This window comes from Duganella sp. AC917, assembly GCF_979258245.1.
On the sequence record NZ_OZ409848.1, the window covers coordinates 5,345,944 to 5,364,573 of the forward strand.

13 protein-coding genes and 1 pseudogene are annotated in these 18,630 nt (G+C 66.5%); 8 read left to right on the forward strand and 6 right to left on the reverse strand.

The features are described 5' to 3' along the window. Nucleotides 1–15 precede the first annotated feature (15 nt). From ACZ0BA_RS23370 to ACZ0BA_RS23385, 4 genes are read right to left on the reverse strand one after another with little or no spacing between them, the layout of a single operon-like run. Nucleotides 16–2,409: an ABC transporter permease gene (locus ACZ0BA_RS23370; RefSeq protein ID WP_463453543.1), complete on the reverse strand. Its 2,394-nt coding sequence runs from the start codon at nucleotides 2,407–2,409 to the stop codon at nucleotides 16–18. An 11-nt stretch (nucleotides 2,410–2,420) separates the two neighbouring features. Further along, the gene (locus ACZ0BA_RS23375; RefSeq protein WP_463453544.1) at nucleotides 2,421–4,844 is read right to left on the reverse strand and encodes an ABC transporter permease; all 2,424 of its coding nucleotides are present in this window, start codon (nucleotides 4,842–4,844) and stop codon (nucleotides 2,421–2,423) included. A gap of 17 nt (nucleotides 4,845–4,861) precedes the next feature. Beyond that, nucleotides 4,862–5,542: an ABC transporter ATP-binding protein gene (locus ACZ0BA_RS23380; RefSeq protein ID WP_463453545.1), complete on the reverse strand. Its 681-nt coding sequence runs from the start codon at nucleotides 5,540–5,542 to the stop codon at nucleotides 4,862–4,864. A 33-nt stretch (nucleotides 5,543–5,575) separates the two neighbouring features. After that, the gene (locus tag ACZ0BA_RS23385; protein WP_463453546.1) at nucleotides 5,576–6,880 is read right to left on the reverse strand and encodes an efflux RND transporter periplasmic adaptor subunit; all 1,305 of its coding nucleotides are present in this window, start codon (nucleotides 6,878–6,880) and stop codon (nucleotides 5,576–5,578) included. Between the two features lie 191 nt (nucleotides 6,881–7,071). Between ACZ0BA_RS23385 and ACZ0BA_RS23390 the strand changes: the two genes are divergently transcribed. Both ACZ0BA_RS23390 and ACZ0BA_RS23395 read left to right on the forward strand, forming a co-directional pair. Beyond that, entirely contained in the window at nucleotides 7,072–8,424 is a 1,353-nt protein-coding gene (locus tag ACZ0BA_RS23390) for a sigma-54-dependent transcriptional regulator (RefSeq protein ID WP_463453547.1), read from the forward strand. Continuing rightward, nucleotides 8,414–9,667, forward strand: a complete 1,254-nt coding sequence (locus tag ACZ0BA_RS23395) for a sensor histidine kinase (protein ID WP_463453548.1) — start codon at nucleotides 8,414–8,416, stop codon at nucleotides 9,665–9,667. Before ACZ0BA_RS23390 ends, ACZ0BA_RS23395 begins: the two co-directional genes overlap by 11 nt. An 8-nt stretch (nucleotides 9,668–9,675) precedes the next feature. On the opposite strand, the gene ACZ0BA_RS23400 is transcribed toward ACZ0BA_RS23395, so the two are convergent. Together ACZ0BA_RS23400 and ACZ0BA_RS23405 are read right to left on the reverse strand one after the other, a co-directional pair. Next, nucleotides 9,676–10,128 carry a GNAT family N-acetyltransferase gene (locus ACZ0BA_RS23400; protein ID WP_463453549.1) on the reverse strand — a complete coding sequence of 151 codons (453 nt, stop codon included), beginning with the start codon at nucleotides 10,126–10,128 and terminating at the stop codon, nucleotides 9,676–9,678. A gap of 76 nt (nucleotides 10,129–10,204) precedes the next feature. Then, entirely contained in the window at nucleotides 10,205–10,630 is a 426-nt protein-coding gene (locus tag ACZ0BA_RS23405) for an organic hydroperoxide resistance protein (protein WP_463453550.1), read from the reverse strand. Nucleotides 10,631–10,897: 267 nt separating this feature from the next. On the opposite strand from ACZ0BA_RS23405, the gene ACZ0BA_RS23410 reads away from it, so the two are divergent. The 6 genes and pseudogenes from ACZ0BA_RS23410 to ACZ0BA_RS23435 all read left to right on the forward strand — a co-directional run bounded on the left by ACZ0BA_RS23410 (nucleotide 10,898) and on the right by ACZ0BA_RS23435 (nucleotide 18,556). Next, entirely contained in the window at nucleotides 10,898–11,278 is a 381-nt protein-coding gene (locus ACZ0BA_RS23410; protein ID WP_463453551.1) for a BlaI/MecI/CopY family transcriptional regulator, read from the forward strand. After that, nucleotides 11,275–12,093 (forward strand): annotated as a pseudogene (locus ACZ0BA_RS23415) (M56 family metallopeptidase); the annotation flags it as partial. The gene ACZ0BA_RS23410 and the pseudogene ACZ0BA_RS23415, both read left to right, overlap by 4 nt. 153 nt (nucleotides 12,094–12,246) lie before the next feature. Continuing rightward, on the forward strand, nucleotides 12,247–13,044 hold the full coding sequence (blaOXA, locus tag ACZ0BA_RS23420; RefSeq protein ID WP_463454819.1) for a class D beta-lactamase: 798 nt from the start codon (nucleotides 12,247–12,249) through the stop codon (nucleotides 13,042–13,044). A gap of 18 nt (nucleotides 13,045–13,062) precedes the next feature. Further along, nucleotides 13,063–13,920: a subclass B3 metallo-beta-lactamase gene (bla, locus tag ACZ0BA_RS23425; protein ID WP_463453552.1), complete on the forward strand. Its 858-nt coding sequence runs from the start codon at nucleotides 13,063–13,065 to the stop codon at nucleotides 13,918–13,920. 86 nt (nucleotides 13,921–14,006) lie between these two features. After that, nucleotides 14,007–16,124, forward strand: a complete 2,118-nt coding sequence (locus ACZ0BA_RS23430; protein WP_463453553.1) for a TonB-dependent siderophore receptor — start codon at nucleotides 14,007–14,009, stop codon at nucleotides 16,122–16,124. Next, on the forward strand, nucleotides 16,121–18,556 hold the full coding sequence (locus tag ACZ0BA_RS23435) for a PepSY domain-containing protein (RefSeq protein WP_463453554.1): 2,436 nt from the start codon (nucleotides 16,121–16,123) through the stop codon (nucleotides 18,554–18,556). Before ACZ0BA_RS23430 ends, ACZ0BA_RS23435 begins: the two co-directional genes overlap by 4 nt. Nucleotides 18,557–18,630: the final 74 nt, after the last annotated feature.

Here is an 18,630-nt window from a genome sequence, read left to right on the forward strand (position 1 = left end):
TGTCGTCTCCTCTGATTAGTCGCGCAGCGCCATCGCCGGCGACATGCGCAACGCCACTACCGTGTGCCGCGTGGTTGCCAGCAGGGCGACCAGCACCGCCATCGCCAGCGCAGCGGCCAGCGTCCACAGGCCGATCGGCGCCCGGTCGGTGTAACTGGCCAGATAGCGCTCGATCGCCAGCGCCGCCAGCGGCAGGCCGATAAGGGCACCTGCGCCGACCAGCGATGAAAACTCCCGCCCCAACATCATCGCGATATCGCGCCGCATCGCGCCGTGCAGCTTGTGCATGACGATCTCGCGCCGGCTGCGCTGAACGCTGTAGGCCGACAGCACGTAGATGCCGAAGGCCGCCAGCGCGATCGCCACCGCGCCGGTGCTCATGAGGATGCGGGTCAGGCGAGCATCGGTCGCGTAGCCCTCGGCCAGCACCGCTTCTTGCGACTGAAGCTCCATGATGTCGTTGGGGAAGCTGCGTCGCCACGCCGGCTCGATGGCGACGTAAGCCTCCGCCAGGGAGGCGCTGGTCCGTATCGACAGGACGTTCACCGGCCTTATGCCATAGATGATCGCCTTGGCCGGCTGCCGAAGTCCCTGGAAGCGGATGTCCGGCGCGATGCCGTTGATTTGTAGTCCGCTCGGCAGCGATCGGCCCACCGCGTCCTGCGGCGCGGCGTAGCCCAGGGCCAGCGCGGCGGCCTGGTTCAGCACCACGCCGCCAAGGTCCTTGGTGTCGTTTGGATCGTGGGCGGGGTTGAACAGCTTTCCGTACAGCGCGCGCACACGGTGCACCTCGAACCAGTCAGGCGACACGTACTTTGCCTCCATCGGGATTTCCCTGCCATCCTTGGCCGTGATGACGTTGACCAGTTTGCGGCCGTCGCGGCCCACCGCCTCCGAAATCGCGGCCACCGCCTCCACGCCCGGCACCCGGCGCAGTTGCTCGATAAATGCATTGGCGGCCGGCGTGCCTTCCGTGTCGTCTGGAAGCGGGAGCACGATCAGGTTTGCGGTGTCGAAGCCCGGTGAGGCGTGTGTGGCGAACCAGGTCTGCCAGCTGACCGCCAGCGCGGTCGCGCTAATCGCCATCGCACTGGAAAACTGCAGCACGGTGAGCAGGCGTCGCACCCACAGGCCGGCGGCTGTTTCGCTGTTGCCGCGTCCCGCCAGCGATGTCCCCGGCAGTGAATGCAACGCTATCCAGGCCGGGTAGGCGCCTGCGCACATGCCGACAAAGCCGCCGAACGCCAGCGCGATAACGCAGCGCGGTAAAGTGAACATGCCGTCCAGGCGGCGGTTCACCAGGTCGGAAAACAGCGGCAGCAGCATCCAGGCGAGGATTAGTCCGACGCAGCTCGCTATCAACGCGGTCAGCACGGCTTCGCTGAGGAACTGGCGTACCAGCCGCGTCGCGCTGGCGCCAAGCAGCTTGCGCACGCCGATCTCGCGTTGGCGGTGCAGCGTGCGCACGGTGGCCAGGTTGACGTAGTTGATCGCCGCCAGCAGCAGGATCAGCAAGCCACCGGCCGCCATACCGAACACCGTGCTGCGCTGGCCATGGCTTTGTCCCGCGCGGCTGTTCAGCAGGTCCTCGTCGAAGTAGGCGTCGCGCAGCGGCAGCAGTTTGACGTCCGAAACGTTGCGGCCATTGAGCGCGCGTCCCATGCCGCTTGCCTTGACGCGCTGGTTCATTGCCGATTTCTCGGTCGCGTCCTGCAGCAGCGCGGTCAGCGCGTCAACCGGCGCGCCGGGTTTGAGTTTCATGTAGATGGTACCGCGCGACCAGTTGGTGAACGCGGTGTCGCGCTCCGGCCACGCGCTGCTTTTGCTGCCGATTAGTGCCTCGTAGCGCTGACTGGTGTTGGCGGCGGGGTCGGGCAGCAGCGCGCGTACTTGCAGCACGTTGTCGCCGACGTTGACGCTTCGGCCCAGCGCCGGCGCGTCACCGAACAGTTTGTGCGCCGCCGTTTTGGTCAGGGCAATGCCGTCCGCTTGCGTTAGCGCGGCTTGCAGGTCGCCTTCCAGCGCTGTGATGCCGAACAGCTGGCCGAAAGCCGGATCGACCACGTTCAGATCCACCGCGTGCAGCCTGCCGGCTGCGCGCAGCGGCTTGTCGATGCCTCTGACGATGCTGGCCTGTTCGACCATACCGCTCGACAGCGCAATGTCGCGCAGCGGCAGGTAGCCGAAGGTACCCCACTCCGGGCGTGGAAAAACATTGATGCGTTGCTTGACCGTGAACAGCCGCCCGTTGTCGGGAATGTCGCTGTCGTAGTTCAGGCAGAAGGCGACAAAGCCGAACAGCAGGAAGCAGGCCGCGAAGCCGATCGCCAGCCCGCCGGTGACAACGATGGAGTAAGCCGGCTGCTGCAGCAGCAGCCGCCATCCGATACGAAAATCGCGTAGTGTCATCCTTCTTCTCCTCAGTCGTGCAGCACCAGCGCGGGCGAGATGCCGGCCGCCGCGATGGTGCCCCGTAGTGTGGACACCAGCGTCACCACCACCGCCGCCAGCAACCCGGCCAGCAGCGTCCAGCCGCCTACGGGTGCATGCTCGGCGAACGTCGCCAGGTAACGCTGGATCACCAGCGCGGCCAGCGGCAGGCCGATGACCGCGCTGATCGCCACCAGCACCAGCACCTCGCGTCCGACCAGGCGGGCGATGTCGCGCCGACCGGCGCCGAACAGCTTGCGCAGCACGATCTGCCTCCCCAGCCGGCGCACGTTGTAAGCCGACAGCACGTACACGCCGAAGCCGGCGATCATCACGGCGATGGCGCTGGCCAGGCCGAGCAGTTTGGCCAGCCGCAGGTCGTCGCCGTAGTTTTGCGCGAAGTAGCTGCGCGCCTGGCGTATCGGCACCACGTCGTTGGGGAAGTAGCGTGCCGCCAGTGCGTGCGCGGCGCTTTCAACCTGGCCCATGTCGCTGCGCGCGCGTACCGTCAGCGTGCTGTTTTGCTGGCTGGTGAAGTACAGGTAGGATTTTGGTGTGTCGCGCAGGCTGTCGTAGCGCAGATCGGGCGCGATGCCTACTATCGTCGCCGTCACCATGCCGTCGCCGCTGTCGGTGGTGAGGAGCTGGCCGATGGCGTCGGCCGGGTCGGCGAAGCCCAGCGCGCGCGCGCCGCGGGCGTTGAGCAGCACCGATTCGAAGCCACCCTCGTCCTTGTCGATCTTGTCGCTGAACAGGCGCCCGGCGACCGGACGCAGCGCATGGACGTCAAAGAAGTCTGCGCTGACCGAGCGGATCGACAGGCTGCTCCAGCGCCCGGTCTTGAGCGATACCTTGATGTAGGCGCCGGCGAACTGGCGTCCGACCGGATCGAGCGACGTCGCCACGCCATCGACGCCAGGCAGGTGTTTGAGCGCCTCGCGCAGACCGCGCGCGGCCGAATTGGAAGTGTCGGCCGGCAGCTCCAGCACCAATAGCGGCGACGGATCGAACCCGGGGTTGGCCTGGCTGGCGTACCGGGTTTGCCAGGCTACCGCCAAGGTGACGGCGACCAGCCCCATGGCGGTGGAGAACTGCAGAACCGTCAGCGCGCGCCGCAGCCACAGCGCGCCGGACGTTTCGGCGTTGCCGCGTCCTGCCAGCGCCTGCGGCGGGCGCACGCGCAGCGCTACCCAGGCCGGGTAGGCGCCCGCCAGCAGGCCGATGGCCGCGCCCAGCGCCAAATTCAGTAGCAGCGCGGCCGGTGTGAACATGCCATCGAGCCGGCGGTCGACCAGATCGGCAAACAGCGGCAGTAGCACCCATGCCAGCACCAGACCCAGGGCGGTGGCCGTCATCGCCACCAGTAGCGATTCGGCCAGGAACTGGCCCAGCACGCGCGTGCCGTCGGCGCCAAGGACCTTGCGCACGGCGATTTCGCGCTGGCGCCGCAGCGCGCGCACGGTGGCCAGGTTGGTATAGTTGATCGCTGCCAGCGCAAGGATCAGCAGCGCCACCGCCGTCAGGCCAAGCATGGCGCGAAGTTCGCCGTGCGGCCCGCTGTTTGGCGTGTTGGCGGTGTCGGCGTCGAAATACATCGCGGGCAGGGCGCCCAGGGCCATGTCGCGCACCTTCCGCTCACCAAGTTTGTCCGCTAGTTCCGCGGCTTGCTCACGCCTGAATGGAGAGTTATCGGTGGCCTGCTGCAAATGCCGCCGCAGCGCGTCGGCGTCGACGCCGGGCTTGAGCCGCACATAGATCTTCGCGCCGTTGATGTAGCCCCACGACGCCATCAGCACCTTGCGCTCGGCGTCGTCCCAGGCATCGGTGTTCATGCCGGCCAGTGCGCCGTAACTCAAGGTACTGTTGGACGGGCGGTCGGGGACCAATGCCGCCACGGTGTAGGGCTTTCCGCCTATGTGCACCAGTCTGCCGACGGGGTTTGCGTCGCCGAACAGGCGCGTCGCGCTGCTGGTCGTCAGCGCCAGCGTGTCGGGGCGGCTCAAGGCTTGGCGCAGGTCGCCGGCCAGCGCCCGCACGCCGAATATCGCCGGAAAATCCGCATGGACCGCCGCCAGCTGGATCGATTGCGGCACGCCGGACGTCTTCATCCCCACCGGCAGCGGCACCACGGCGGTGACGCCGTCGGTCATACCGCTGGTGCGGGCCGGGTCGAGGAAGGCAAGCGGCACCGACTCCGTCCATACTGGCTGCTCAAAGGTGTTGTTGCGCATCTTGACCAGGTACACCCGGCCCGCTTGCGGCACGTCGCGGTCGTAGCTGAACGAGTAGCGCACAAAACCCAGCAGCAGGAAGCAACTGGCGAAACCAACGGCCAGGCTCAGTATCACGGCGGCGGAGTAGCCGGGTTCCCCGGCCAGCAGGCGCCATCCGATACGAAAATCGCGCAGGTTCATGGCGGTGATCCTGACGCTTAAGCGGCTTGCAGGGCGTCGACCATGATGCGGCCGTCGAGCAGGTTGATGGTGCGCGAGGCTTGCGCGGCGTGGTCCGGCGAGTGGGTCACCATCACCACCGTGGTGCCTTCGGCGTTGATCTCGCGTAGCAGGCGCATGACTTCGTCGCCGTGCGCGGTGTCGAGGTTACCGGTCGGTTCATCGGCCAGCAGCACTGCGGGGCCGGCCACCAGCGCGCGCGCGATCGCCACCCGCTGCTGCTGGCCGCCCGACAGCTGCGATGGACGGTGCGCGGCGCGGTGGCCGACGCCCAGCTTGTCGAGCATCGCGGTGACGCGTTCGCGCCGTTCGCGCGCCGGCGTGCCGTTGTATTCCAGCGCCAGTTCGACGTTTTCGAACACGGTCAGCTCTTCGATCAGGTTGAAGCTCTGGAAAATGAAGCCGATGCGCCCGCGCCGCAGCTGATTCAGCTTCGATTCGCTCCAGCCGGCGACGTTGCGGCCCTCGAACCAGTATTCGCCGTGGTTGGGCGAGTCCAGCAACCCCAAAATGCCCAGCATGGTGGATTTGCCGCAGCCGGAGGGGCCGGTGATGGCGACATATTCGCCCGCCTCGATTTCCAGGTCGATGCGGTCCAGGGCCGTGGTCTGGATTTCTCCTGCCTGGTGGATTTTGCTGATGCCGACGAGTTTGAGCATGTGGATTAGCCTTTTGGTGGTGTGGATGTGAATTTACTGCGTAATCTGCAGCCTGGGTGAATTTCCGTAGGCGGCGTAGCTGGACAAGATCACCTTGTCGCCGGCCGTCAGGCCTTCGAGCACCTCGATCTGGCTGTTGTTGCGGCGCCCGATGCGCACCGTGCGCCGTTGCGCGCCACGGCCGCTGGCGTCGACCACGTAGACCCAGGCGCCGCCACTGTCGTTGATGAAGGCGCCGTTGGGCAGTAGCAGCGCCGAAGCCGGCTCGCCCAGTGTGATGCGGGCGTCGAGACTCTGGCCCGGGTTGAGCACCGGCGGCTGGCCGTTCTTGAACACCATTTCAACGGTGAAGCGGCCTTCCTTGATCTGCGGGTAGATGGTGCTGATGTCGGCGGCGTAGTTTTTGTCTTCCTGTGTGACGCTGCCCTTGCGGCCGACCGCCATGCGATTGAGGTAATACTCGTCGACGCTGGCCGCCAGCTTGAAGCGCACCGGATCGTCGATGCGGCCGATGTTTTTGCCGGTGGCGATCGATTCGCCCACCTGCAGGCGGAAATTGGTCAGCCGACCCTCGACCGGCGCGCGCACGGCCAGCGCGTCGACGGTGCCGGAGACCAGCTTCAGGCCCGAGTTCAGGCCGTCGATGGCGCTTTCGAGCTGCTGCGCGGCGGCGCTGCGCACCTTGTCTTCAGTGTTCGACGCCCGCTGCTCGTTGACCAGCTGGCGCTGTTGCTGTTCCAGTTTGTCCGCCGATTCCTCCAGCGCGACGCTGGAGATGAACCCTTGCGCGGCCAGCCGGGTGTTGCGCTGGTGCTGCTTGCGCGCCTGGTCCACCGCGAATTGCAGCTCGTCGAGCCGACGCCGGTGGTCGCTGGCGCTGGCCTCCTGCGCCACGCGCAGATTCGACAGGTTGAAGATGCTGACCGCGTGTTCCGACTGCCGCGCCAGCAGCTCAAGATTGCGTTGCGGGTTGGAGATACGGAACAGCAGCTGGCCTTTTTTGACCAGCGCGCCGTCGCTCGCCAGCACCTCCTCGACGCGTCCGGATTCCACCGAGTCGAGGATCACGGAGTTGAGCGGCTGGGCGGTGGCGCGTACGACGATTTCATCGACAAAAACGCCGCGCGCGGCCTGGCCGATGCGCAGGTCGGCGCCGTCGATCCGCAAGCCGCGCGGCATCCACGACCACAGCGCGTAGCCGGCGGCGGCCACCGCCAGCGCCGAGACGACCGCGATGGCGATGGCCTTGCCGCGCCGGCGCGGCACCACGGTGTCCATTGCGGCGCCGCTGGCCGGTAGTCCGGGCTTCGGCTGGTCGATATTTTTTTTGATCTGCATGCAGGTCATAGAGCAAAGGCTGTGCCACGCGCAAAAATCGACGATTCCAGGGCTTTTTGAATGCTTGCGGCACGCCGGTGTTCAATATCGAACACCGGCCGATGTTCGGAACTGGACATCCGCGCAGGTTGCGGTTCGGCGCGGCGCTTGCGCCTTGTCCGGAGCCGCTGCCACGCTGCTAGAATGCCTGCATGTCCGCCTATGTTCTGATACTCGATGACGACCCCGATGTCGCAACCGCCGCGCAGTTGCTGCTGCGGCGGCGCTACGCCCAAGTCGTCACCCTTTGCGATCCCGCCGGCTTGCCCGCGCTGCTGGCGCAGGGCGTGCCCGACGTGGTGCTGCTCGACCTGAATTTCACACCCGGCTGCATCGATGGCGCAGAGGGCCTCTCGCTGCTGGATGTGCTGCGCGCCCAGGGGCGGCCGCCAGCGGTGATTGCGATGACGGCGTATGCGGACGTGCCCTTGGCCGTGGAGGCGCTCAAGCGCGGCGCCGGCGATTTCATCACCAAGCCGTGGGACAACGCGCGTCTGGTGGCGGCGGTCGATCAGGCGCTGGCCCGGCGCGCGGCGCAGGGCGGCTCGTCGGCCGCCTCGCCCGAGTTGATGGGCGAGTCGGGCGCGATGCGCGAGCTCAAGGCGCTAATCGGCAGCGTGGCGCCGACCGAGGCGAATGTCATGGTGCTCGGCGAGAATGGCGTGGGCAAGGAGCTGGTGGCACGCGCCATCCACGCGCTGTCGCGCCGCGCGGCCGGCACGCTGCTGGCGGTGGACATGGGCGCGTTGCCGGAATCGACGTTCGAGAGCGAGTTGTTCGGCCATCGCAAAGGTTCGTTCACGGATGCCAAGTCGGATCGCGCGGGGCGCTTCCAGGCGGCACGCGGCGGCTCGCTGTTCCTGGACGAAATCGGCAACATGCCGCTGGCCGCGCAAGCCAAGCTGCTGACGGCGCTCGAGCGGCGCGAGGTCACGCCGATCGGCGCCGACAAGCCGGAAGCGATCGACGTGCGCATCATCAGCGCCACCAATCTGGACGAGGCGCGCCTGTTCGATCCATCCGTTTTCCGTCCCGATCTGCTGTTCCGGCTCAATACCATCGTGATTCGCGTACCGCCGTTGCGGGAGCGCCGCGAGGACATTCCCCTGCTGCTTGCCCACTATCTGAAGCTGTACGAGCTGCGGTACTCGCGGCCGGCGCGCGAGGTGGCCGGCGCTGCGATGGATAGCCTGTGCCGGCACGATTGGCCCGGCAACGTGCGCGCGCTGCGCCACGCTTGCGAGCGCGCCGTCATCCTTGGGCAGGGAGCGGAATATGGCTTGACCGATTTCGGCCTGGGCGCCGCGCCGGCTGTATTCAATATCGCCGCCGCCAGCGAGGGCGCGACGCCGACTGTTTCCTGCGACATGACGCTCGACGCGCTGGAACGGGATGCCATCGCCAGTACGCTGGCCCAGTTCAACGGCAATATCAGCCACACCGCCAAAACGCTCGGCATCAGCCGGGCGGCCTTGTACCGCAAGCTGGGCAAACATGGCATCTGAGCGCGCGCTCAAGTTCGGCATCGCGGCCAGCGTGCTCGCTTTGATGGCGCTGGCCGTCGCGGCCGACGCTTTGTCCGCCACGCCGGCGCCGCGCCGCATCGTGCTGTGCGCGCTGCTCGCGCTGGCGCCGTTGTGCGCATTGTGGCAATGCCTGCGCAAGCTCGGCCCACGATTGCCGCGCATGGAGCGGCAACCATCCGCCCACGACACCATCCACGGTCCCCGGCAGAATGAGCTGGCCGCCAGTGTACTGGCGCTTGAAGCGCGGCTGGAACACGCGCCCATCGCGCTGTTTCGCATCACGCACGCCAGTGGCGCCGGGCAGGTCGCGCCGCTCAACGCCAGCGCGCGCAGGCTGCTGGCGCCGGGCCGCGCCAGCGCGCCGCAGGACTTGCACCAGCTGCTGGCCGCGCAGCCGGTCGGCCAGCGCAAGTTGATCAGTTTTGAGACCGAACGCGGTGGCGAGCGCGCGCTCGTCGCCATCTCCGCGCTGTCGGTGCAGGGCGCCGCGCAGCGCCTGGCGGCGCTGATGCCGGTGGAGAGCGAACTGGAAGCCGAGGCGCTGAACGCCTGGCGCGAACTGGTGCAGGTACTGACGCACGAGATCATGAATTCCCTGACGCCGGTGGCCTCGCTGTCGCGCACCGCCTGCGGCCTGCTGGACGAGGCCAGCGCCGGACTGCCCGTCGATATCCACGCCGATCTGGGTATCGCGCTGGACGCCATCGCCCGCCGCGCCGCCAGCCTGGTCGACTTTGTCGGCAGCTACCGCAGCCTGTCGACGGTGCCGCAGGCGCAGCCGCAGCGCGTGCCGCTGGAGCCATTGTTCGAGCGCTTGTCCGCGCTGCTGGCGCCGCAATGGCAGGCGTTGGGCGGGCAGGTGGTGTTTTCGGTGGAGCCGGCGTCGCTGGAGGTGATGATCGACCCGGGGCAGCTGGAGCAGGCGTTGATCAATCTGCTCAAGAACGCGGCCGAGGCGATGACCGGTGGTGCCCGTCCGCCGCGCGCGGTGGTGAGCGCGCGTTTGAGCCGCGGCAGCCGTTTGCGGATCGAGGTGGCCGACAACGGTCCGGGCGTGCCGGAAGCGCTGGCCGCGCACATCTTCACGCCGTTCTTTTCGACCAAAAAACAGGGCCGGGGAATAGGACTGGCGATGGTGCGCCATTTGGTGCACGCCAATGGCGGCACGGTGCGTTACGCGCGCTCGGTGGGCGAAGGCGCGCGTTTCATGCTGACGTTTTGAGGTCAGGCTTAGTGCACCATATCGATGTGCATGATGCCGTCTTCGTCGTATGGTTCGGTGACGGTCTGAAAGCCAAAGCTCGCGTAGAATTTTTCCAGGTGCGCCTGGGCGCCGATGCGGAAGCGGTGGCCGGGATGCAGCGCCTCGGCCAGCGGAATGGCTTTGGCCAGCAGGTCGCGGCCGATGCCGCTGCCGCGCGCGGCGCGCGTGGTCAGCACACGGCCGAGCGACATTTCATCGTACTTCAATCCGGGGGGAAGGCAGCGCAGATAGGCGACCAATGTGCGCTTGCCGTCGATCTCGCGCCACGCCATCAGGTGATGGCTGTCCAAATCGTAGCCGTCGATATCGGGATACAAGCAGGTCTGCTCGAGGATGAACACGTCCTGGCGCTGGCGCAGCACCTCGTACCAGTCGTCGCGGGGGATGTCGTCAAAGCCCAGCCAATGCCACTCAATCATTGCGTATCTCTGTAGAAGAAAGAGCGTTGATTGTAATGCAGATGGCCGGCGCTGGAGTGCGCCGGCCGGGGACCCATTACAGAATGGTCAGGGTGACGTCGATGTTGCCACGGGTGGCGTTCGAGTAAGGGCAAACGATGTGGGCGGCGTCGACCAGTTTTTGGGCGGCTTCGCGGTCCAGGCCTGGCAGCGAGATTTTTAGTTCCACTTCGATGCCGAAACCGGTAGGGATGGCGCCGATGCCGACCGTGCCTTCGATCGAAACGTCCGCCGGCAGGGCGATCTTGTCACGGCCGCTGACGAATTTCATCGCGCCCAGGAAGCATGCCGAGTAGCCGGCCGCGAACAGCTGTTCCGGGTTGGTGCCCACCGCGCCTGCGCCGCCGAGTTCTTTCGGGGTGGTCAGCTTGACGTCCAGCACGCCGTCGGAGGAGACGGCTTTGCCTTCACGGCCGCCGTTGGCTTTTGCGGTTGCGCGGTACAGTACTTTTTCGATCGACATGATGAATTCCTTTTCAGTTATTAAGTTGAAGTACAAATCGTTGGACTACAAATCTAACAAGCTATCTAATCGCTAGCTATCTAACATCTGTCGCGACAGCTTGCTAATCTACTACGCTTCGCTGCTGTTTGCAGCGCCGATGTGAGAACTATACATAGCGTGCGATCAAATAGCAAGCGATTTTATTAAAATAATTTTTAGCCCGTGGCGATTGACTCATGTGTGACGGATGTCGCACAATAGTGGCATTCGTCACACGGAGCCGTCATGACCATTCCATCGATCACCGAACTGACCGTGCTCAAGGCGCTGTGGAAGCAGCAGCCCCTGAGCGCGCGCGAAATCCACCAGCACGTTGAAGATGAACTGGGCTGGTCCTTCTCGTCGACCCGCAAGACGCTCGAGCGCATGCTCGACAAGGGCTCGCTGCGCCAGCACACCGTGCACGGCGTGCAGGTCTACACGGCGGCGCTGGAAAAGGTCGGCACCCTGGCCGCGTTCGCGCGCGATTTCGGCCAGCGGGTGATGGAGATGGACGGCCCGCTGCCCGTGAATATGTTCACCGGCAGCAAACTGGTCGACGACGACGAGCTGGCCCAGCTCGAACAGCTGCTGAAGGACTGGCCGGACGAGCCGGACGCGCCATGAGCTTCGACGACCTGCTGATTTACCGGTTTTTGCTGGCGTGCGCCGGTTGCCTGGCCGCTGGCCTGGGCGTGTGGGCGATGCTGGCGGTGCTGGGCCGGCGCCTGCCCGCGCTGGCGTCGCAACGCTCGATCTGGCTGCTGGGCCAGGTGACGGTGGCCGCCGCCTTCCTGGTCGTGCTGCTGCCGCACAGCGAACGACTGCGCGTGGTGCCGCAAATCGAATTGCCGAATCCTGCCACGGCCGCCGCGCCCGCGCAGGGCAAACCGGCGCCGTCGATCGCCGCGACCGGCGCCGAGTGGACCATGGATGTGCGAACGGCGGGCCGTTCCTGGCTGGCCATCGGCGCCGATGCCTGGCTGGTGGTGTACCTGTCGGGCCTGGGCTATGCCACGTTACGGCTGCTGAAAGCGGGGCGCTTCCTGCGCGGCCTGTCGGCGTCGGGAAGCAGCGTGCCCGGCGCGCTGGCCGGCGGCGCCGAAGTGATCGAAGTGGACGCGCCGATCTCGCCGATGTTGTACGGATTTATCCGCGCCCGCCTGCTGCTGCCCAGGCATCTGCACAACTTCGATCCCCTGCAGCGGCAACTGATGATCGAACATGAAGTCACGCATTTGCGCCGGCGCGATTTGCAATGGATGGGCGCGGGGCTGCTGCTGCAAACGCTGTTCTGGTTCAATCCCTTTATGCGGCTGCTGCGCGAGCGGCTGTCGTGGGCGCAGGAGCTGGGCTGCGATCGCGAAGTGCTGCGCGGCCGTCCGCCGGCCCAGCGCAAGGCCTACGCGGCGGCGCTGCTGGCGCAGTTGAAGATGCAAGGCGCCTGCGTCGAGACGGCGCTGGCTTTCGGCAGCGTCGGCGCGCGCCAGCTGGCCGTGCGCATCGGCCTGATACGCGCGCCGTCCGGCGCCGGGCGCTCGGTGTGGCTGCGGTTAGGCGCGTTGGCCGGCCTGGCCGCCATCTTCGTCGGCACGCTGGCGTTTCAGCCGGCGCTGGCGTGGCGCATCGATCCGCTGTCGACGGCGGCGACGCGCCAGCCGTTCAGTTGCCTGGCGATGGCCGACGCGGCCACCGGCGCCACCCTGGCGAAGGAAGGCCGCTGCGACGAGCGCGTGACGCCGGCGTCGACGTTCAACATCGTGGTCAGCCTGATGGGTTACGACAGCGGCATCCTGACCGACGCGCACACGCCAATGATGTCGTTCAAGGCCGGCTACACCGACTACAACGCCTCATGGCGGCAGGACACCGACCCCACGCTCTGGTTCAAGAATTCGGTGCTGTGGTTCGCGCAGCAGGTGACGGCCGCGCTGGGCGTCGAGCGCTTCCAGCATTACATCGACGGCTTCGATTACGGCAACCGCGATCTCTCCGGCGACGCCGGCAAGGACAACGGCCTGTCGCTGTCCTGGGTTGGATCGAGCCTGAAGATCTCGCCGGTGGAGCAGGTGGCCTTCCTGCGCAAGATGGTGCGGCGCGAATTGCCGCTGTCGCCGCAGGCCTATGCGATGACGTCGCGGATCATGGCGCCGGTGACGCTGGCCAACGGCTGGACCGTGCAGGGCAAGACCGGCACCGCCGCGCCGGTGCGGGTGGACGGCGACGGCGCCATCGCGCAGCAGTACGGCTGGTATGTCGGCTGGGCCAGCAAGGGCGGGCGCACCGTGGTGTTCGCGCATCTGGTGCTGGACCGCACGCAGGAAGACGCCGGCGGACCGCGTGCGCGCGCCGCCATGCTGCGCGAGCTGCCGGCGCGTCTGGACAAGCTTTAACAACCAAAAGGAATGACAATGCAAGGTATGAAATGCTTGATGCTGTCGGCGGTGTTGGCGTCCACGGCGGCCATGGCCGAAGACTGGAACGACCCGCAGGAGCCGTTCGCGCTGTTCGGCGACACCTATTATGTCGGCACGCGCGGTTTGAGCTCTGTGTTGATCACTTCCGCGCAGGGCCACATACTGATCGACGGTGGCAGCCCCGAATCGGCGCCGATGATCGCGGCGCATATCCGTCAGTTGGGATTCAAAGTGGAGGACATCAAGTACATACTGAACTCGCATGACCACTTCGACCACGCCGGTGGCATCAGCGACTTGCAAAAGCTGTCCGGCGCGGCGGTGCTGGCCAGCGTGCAGGGCGAAAAGGTGCTGCGCAGCGGCCAGCCAAGCAAGGGCGATCCGCAATACGGCGATCTGTCGACGATCAAGCCGGTCGCCAACACGCGCGCCGTGGCCGATGGTGAAGTGGTCAAACTGGGACCGCTGGCCGTGACGGCGCGCTATACGCCGGGCCACACGCAGGGCGGCGTCAGCTGGACCTGGCTCGCGAGCGAAAATGGCAAGAGCGCGGCCATGGTCTATGCGGACAGCCTCAATGCCTTCACCGCCAAACCTTTCCGCTACAGCGATTCCAAGTCGTATCCGACCGCGCTGACCGATATCAAAAAATCTATTGCCACGGTGGCGGGGCTGGACTGCGACATCCTGATTTCCGCGCATCCCGGCGTCTCCGGCCTGTTCGAGCGTCTGGCGAAGCAGGCAAAACTGGGTAACGCGGCCTTTATCGACCGCCAGGCGTGCCGCGAGTACGCGCTTGCGGGCACCGAGAGGCTGAATAAAACGCTGGCGGCGGAGGCGGCAGCGAAATAGGACAGGCGCTAACGGGAATTGATAATCATTCTCATTATCTAGTAAAATGGCGGCATCCTTTCAATTTGATGCCTTCCTGTCTATTCATGTCCCAGCTTCGACTTTTCCCGCGCCTGCTTCCGCTCCACCTCGCGCTGTGCGCCGCTTTTCCATCGGTCGCGCTGGCGCAGCAGGCCGATGAGCAAATCCTGCAGACCGTCAAAGTGACGGCCGCGCGGGCCGACGGCTTCGTGCCGACGACGGTCGAAGCGGGCAGCTTCCGTGGCGCCGACATCATGGAAGTGCCGTCGACCGTCAACGTCATCACGCGCGAAGTGCTGGAGCTGCAGGCGGCCGGCGGCTTGTACGACGCGGTGCGCAACACGGCCGGCGTCACGCGCCAGCAAAACGGCGGCGAGACCTGGGACCAGCTGGTCATACGCGGCATCGCGGTGGAAAACCGCACCAACTATCGCCTCAACGGTTCGCTGCCGATCATGAATTTCGGCCAGGTGCCGATGGAGGACAAGGAGCGTGTCGAAGTGCTGAAGGGCGCGACCGCTTTGTACTACGGCTTCACGTCGCCGGCCGGCGTGGTCAACTTCGTCACCAAGCGCGCCGGCGCCACGCCGGTGACCACGGTCGGCATGACGGTCGACCAGAACGGCACGGCGGTCGCCACCGCCGATGTCGCGCGCCGCTTCGGCGAGCAGCAGCAGGTCGGCGTCCGCGTCAACGCGGCCGGCGGCACCCTAGCCAGCTACATGGACGACGTGGGCAACGGCAATCGCCGCTTCATTTCGGCGGCGCTGGACTGGCGCGTCAATGCGCGCCTGCGCCTGGCGGCCGATCTGGAATACGACAAGCGCCGCGTCACCGAACAAGTGGGCATTACCTTGCCGACCGCCGTCAACGGCGTCATCACCTTGCCGGCCACGGTCGATCCCAAGCGCCTGGTCGGCCCGGACTGGGCCAAATTCCAGACCGAGACCAAAAACGCGCTGCTGCGCGCCGACTACGCGCTGAGCGACAATTGGGCGCTGACCGTCGAAGGCGGGCATTCGGAAACGGCACGCGACCGCGCGCTGCCGATCTTCCGCTTCACGAACAACGCCGCTATCGCCACGGGCGCCGGGCGCATCACCGGCAACCTGCAACACAGCGTACTCGATTCGACCATGCTGCGCGCGGAACTGGCCGGCACGGTCAACACCGGCCCGGTCAAGCACGACGTCACCTTCGGCGTAAACCGCACCGACAAGGGACAGGACCCGATCTACCAGGCCACCTTCACGATCCCGTCGCAGAATTTATATAACCCGACGCCGGCGACCAACTACACCGTCAGCGCCTATTCCACCACGCCCACCACCGCCGGGCTGGAGACGCGCGATTCGGGCGCCTACGCGATCGACCGCATGACCTTCTCACCGAACTGGCAAGCCGTCGCCGGCGTGCGCAGCGTGAAATACAAGAGCGACCAGGGCGCGAACCACTACGACGTGAGCAAAACCACGCCGATGGCGGCGCTGATCTACAAGGCCACCGACGACCTGTCGTTCTACGTCTCCGGCTCGCAGGGCCTGGAGGAGGGCGAGACGGCGCCGACCGGCACCGCCAACGCCAACGAGCGCCTGGCGCCGGGCGTGAGCCGCCAGAAGGAACTGGGCGCGCGCTGGCGCATGCCGGGCGCCGGTGGCACGCTGGTGCAGGCGTCGCTGTTCGAGATCAACCGCCCCGGCTACTACACCAACACCGCCAATATCTACAGCGCCGACGGCGAGCAGCACTTCCGAGGCCTGGAGCTGTCCACCCAGGGCAAGTTGACGCCGCGTCTGTCGTGGCAAACCTCGGCCCAGTTCCTCGATCCGACATTCCGCGACATCGGCGCCGCCTACGACGGCAAGCTGCCGGAGAACGCCGCCAAGCGCACCGCCAGCGCCTTCCTGTCATATGAACTGGACGCCGTGCCGGGCTTGTCGATCAACGGCGGCGCGTATTACACCGGCAGCCGGCCGGTCAACGATTTGAACCAGGCCTTCCTCGGCGGCGTGACCTTGTTCAGTGTCGGCGGCCGTTATGTGACGACGGTCCTGGGCAAGCGCACCAGCGTGCAGCTCAATGTGGAAAACGCGGGCGGCAAGGAATACTGGGCCGGCGCGGGCACGCGCCTGAGTTCCGGCGCGCCGCGACTGATTAAACTCGGCGTGAAGGTCGATCTGTGAAAAAGCTCTGGTTCCAGCTGCACTGGTTTGTCGGCATCACCGCCGGCACGATCCTGATACTGATCGGACTCACCGGCGCCATCCTCGCGTTCCGCGACGAGATACTGGACCTGTTGAATCCCGGCGTGATGCACGTACCGGTGGAGTCGGCGGCGCCCGTCCTGGCGCCGCCGCAGATCGCGCAGGCGACCAGGCTGCTGCGGCCGGACGTGCGCATCACCGGCATCATCGTCTACACCGAACCTGGCACCACCGCGCGCGTCACCATGGCGCCGGCGCCGGGCGCCGAACATGGCGAAACGATTTATCTCAATCCGTACACCGGCGCGCTGCTGCCGCCGCTGCATTACGACGACGTCTTCGAGTGGGTGGAGTCGCTGCACCGCCACCTGCTGCTGCCGCGCGACGTCGGCCGCATCGTGCTGGGCGTCCTGGCGATCTGCCTTCTGGGACTGTCGCTCAGTGGCCTATATCTGCGCTGGCCGCGCCGCGCGCTCGACTGGCGCACCTGGCTGACCTTCGACACGCGCCTGAAAGGCCGCTCCTTCCTGTGGGGCCTGCACTCGGTGCTGGGCACCTGGGCGCTGGCCGCGTACGTGGTCTTCACGCTGACCGGGTTGTACTGGAGTTTCGACGTGGTGCGCGATACGGTCGACGGCTGGCTGGGCACCACCCGCCCACCGCGCGTGGCGACCGCGCCCAAGCCGAAAGGCGTCAAGCCGCCCAAGTCCGTCGAGCAGCCAGACCTGACCGCGAGCTGGGCCACCTTCCAGCAGGCAGCGCCAGACTGGAAAATGGCCTTCCTGCGGCCGCCGGAACGCGCCACGCAGCCGCTCCAGATCCTGTGGGTGGCCAACGACGCGCCGCACGTGCGCGCGCGCGGCCGCATGTCGGTCAATCAGCAGACTGGCGCCTTGGTCAAGAACGAGCCGTATCGCGACATGGCGGTCGGCACGCGCGCGCAGTCGACCATTTATCCGCTGCACATGGGGACGTATTTCGGCTTGCCCGGTCGTCTTTTCATGTTCCTCGCCAGCCTTGCGCTGCCGGGGTTCGCCATCACCGGGTGGATGCTTTACCTGAACCGCCGCCGCCAGAAGCGCATCGCCCAGGCCGAGCGCGCGCAGTTCGCGGCCGGCAGCGGCAATTTCACCGATACCGCGCTGGAGCCGGTGCTGATGGCCTACGCCAGCCAGACCGGCCAGGCCGAACGCCTGGCGCTGAAAAGCGCGGCGGCCCTGCAAAAGGCCGGCGTTCCGGTCCACGTGCATTCGCTGGAAAAATTGACGCCGCCGCAGCTGGTCAAATACCGGCGCGCGCTGTTCGTCGCCAGCAGCTTTGGCGAAGGCGAACCACCGGATGGGGCGCGCCGTTTCAGCCGCCTGCTGCAAACGGCGGCCGAGGAGCTGGCGCACATGCAGTACGCGGTGCTGGCGCTGGGCGACCGCAATTACGTGCAGTTCTGCGGCTTCGGACAGACGCTGGATCAGCGCCTGCGCGTGATGGGCGCGCGGCCACTGCATCCGATGATTGAAGTCGACAACGGCGACGCCGGCGCCCTGGCGCGCTGGTCGCATACCTTGCGGGAGCTGATCGGCGGCGATACGGCCGAGGTGTCGCTGTCGGCGGCGGTGGCGGAATCCGACTACACCAACTGGCGGCTGATGGAACGCGAACTGCTCAACCCCGGCAGCATCGGCGATGGATTGTACGAGATAACGCTGTGCGCTGGCGATGCGCAAGCCGCCGCCAACTGGCAGCCGGGCGCGCTGGTCGACATCTGGCCGGGGCACTATACGCCGGCCGGCGCCAGCGACGAGCAACGCCAGGCTGTCGCGCCGCGCCGCTACTCGCTGGCGTCGCTGCCGTCGGATGGCGGCATGCAGCTGCTGGTACGGCAGGTGAAGCACGAACAGGGATTGGGCCTGGCGTCCGGCTGGCTGACGGCGCAAGCGGCGCTTGGGGACGAGGTGCGCGTGCGCCTGGTGTCCAATCCATCGTTTGACGCGCATCCGCAACCGCTGCCGGGCATTTACATCGGTAACGGCTCCGGCATGGCCGGCCTGCGTTCGCATTTGCGTGCCCGCGTGCGCGGTGGCACACGCCGCAACTGGCTGATTTTCGGCGAGCGCCAGCGCGAGTTCGACAGCATCTGCGCCGACGAGCTTCGCGATTACCGCGAGCGCGGTTTCCTGCCGGAGCTGGACCTGGTGTTCTCGCGCGACGTCTCCGGCGGCGAGTATGTGCAAGACCGCATGCGCACCAAAGCCGATACCTTGCGCGCCTGGATCGCCGAGGGCGCCGTGCTGTATGTCTGCGGCAGTCTGCAAGGCATGGCCGGCGGCGTGGAAGCGGCGCTGGAGGAAATCATCGGCCGCGCCGCGCTGGACGATCTGATCGAGACGGGCCGCTATCGCCGCGATGTGTACTGATCTTTCGGGGCCGCCGACGGAGCTTGGCGGATCAGGCGGTACGCCGTAATCCGCCATGTGTGACCCGCCGCCGA

Excerpts from the sequence above, each read along its gene's own strand:
- bla (WP_463453552.1), top strand. The coding sequence starts at position 13,063 with ATGCAAGGTATGAAATGCTTGATGCTGTCGGCGGTGTTGGCGTCCACG.
- ACZ0BA_RS23410 (WP_463453551.1), top strand. The coding sequence starts at position 10,898 with ATGACCATTCCATCGATCACCGAACTGACCGTGCTCAAGGCGCTGTGG.
- ACZ0BA_RS23430 (WP_463453553.1), top strand. The coding sequence starts at position 14,007 with ATGTCCCAGCTTCGACTTTTCCCGCGCCTGCTTCCGCTCCACCTCGCG.
- ACZ0BA_RS23400 (WP_463453549.1), bottom strand. The coding sequence starts at position 10,128 with ATGATTGAGTGGCATTGGCTGGGCTTTGACGACATCCCCCGCGACGAC.
- ACZ0BA_RS23405 (WP_463453550.1), bottom strand. The coding sequence starts at position 10,630 with ATGTCGATCGAAAAAGTACTGTACCGCGCAACCGCAAAAGCCAACGGC.
- ACZ0BA_RS23390 (WP_463453547.1), top strand. The coding sequence starts at position 7,072 with ATGTCCGCCTATGTTCTGATACTCGATGACGACCCCGATGTCGCAACC.
- ACZ0BA_RS23395 (WP_463453548.1), top strand. The coding sequence starts at position 8,414 with ATGGCATCTGAGCGCGCGCTCAAGTTCGGCATCGCGGCCAGCGTGCTC.
- ACZ0BA_RS23375 (WP_463453544.1), bottom strand. The coding sequence starts at position 4,844 with ATGAACCTGCGCGATTTTCGTATCGGATGGCGCCTGCTGGCCGGGGAA.
- ACZ0BA_RS23370 (WP_463453543.1), bottom strand. The coding sequence starts at position 2,409 with ATGACACTACGCGATTTTCGTATCGGATGGCGGCTGCTGCTGCAGCAG.
- ACZ0BA_RS23385 (WP_463453546.1), bottom strand. The coding sequence starts at position 6,880 with ATGCAGATCAAAAAAAATATCGACCAGCCGAAGCCCGGACTACCGGCC.
- ACZ0BA_RS23380 (WP_463453545.1), bottom strand. The coding sequence starts at position 5,542 with ATGCTCAAACTCGTCGGCATCAGCAAAATCCACCAGGCAGGAGAAATC.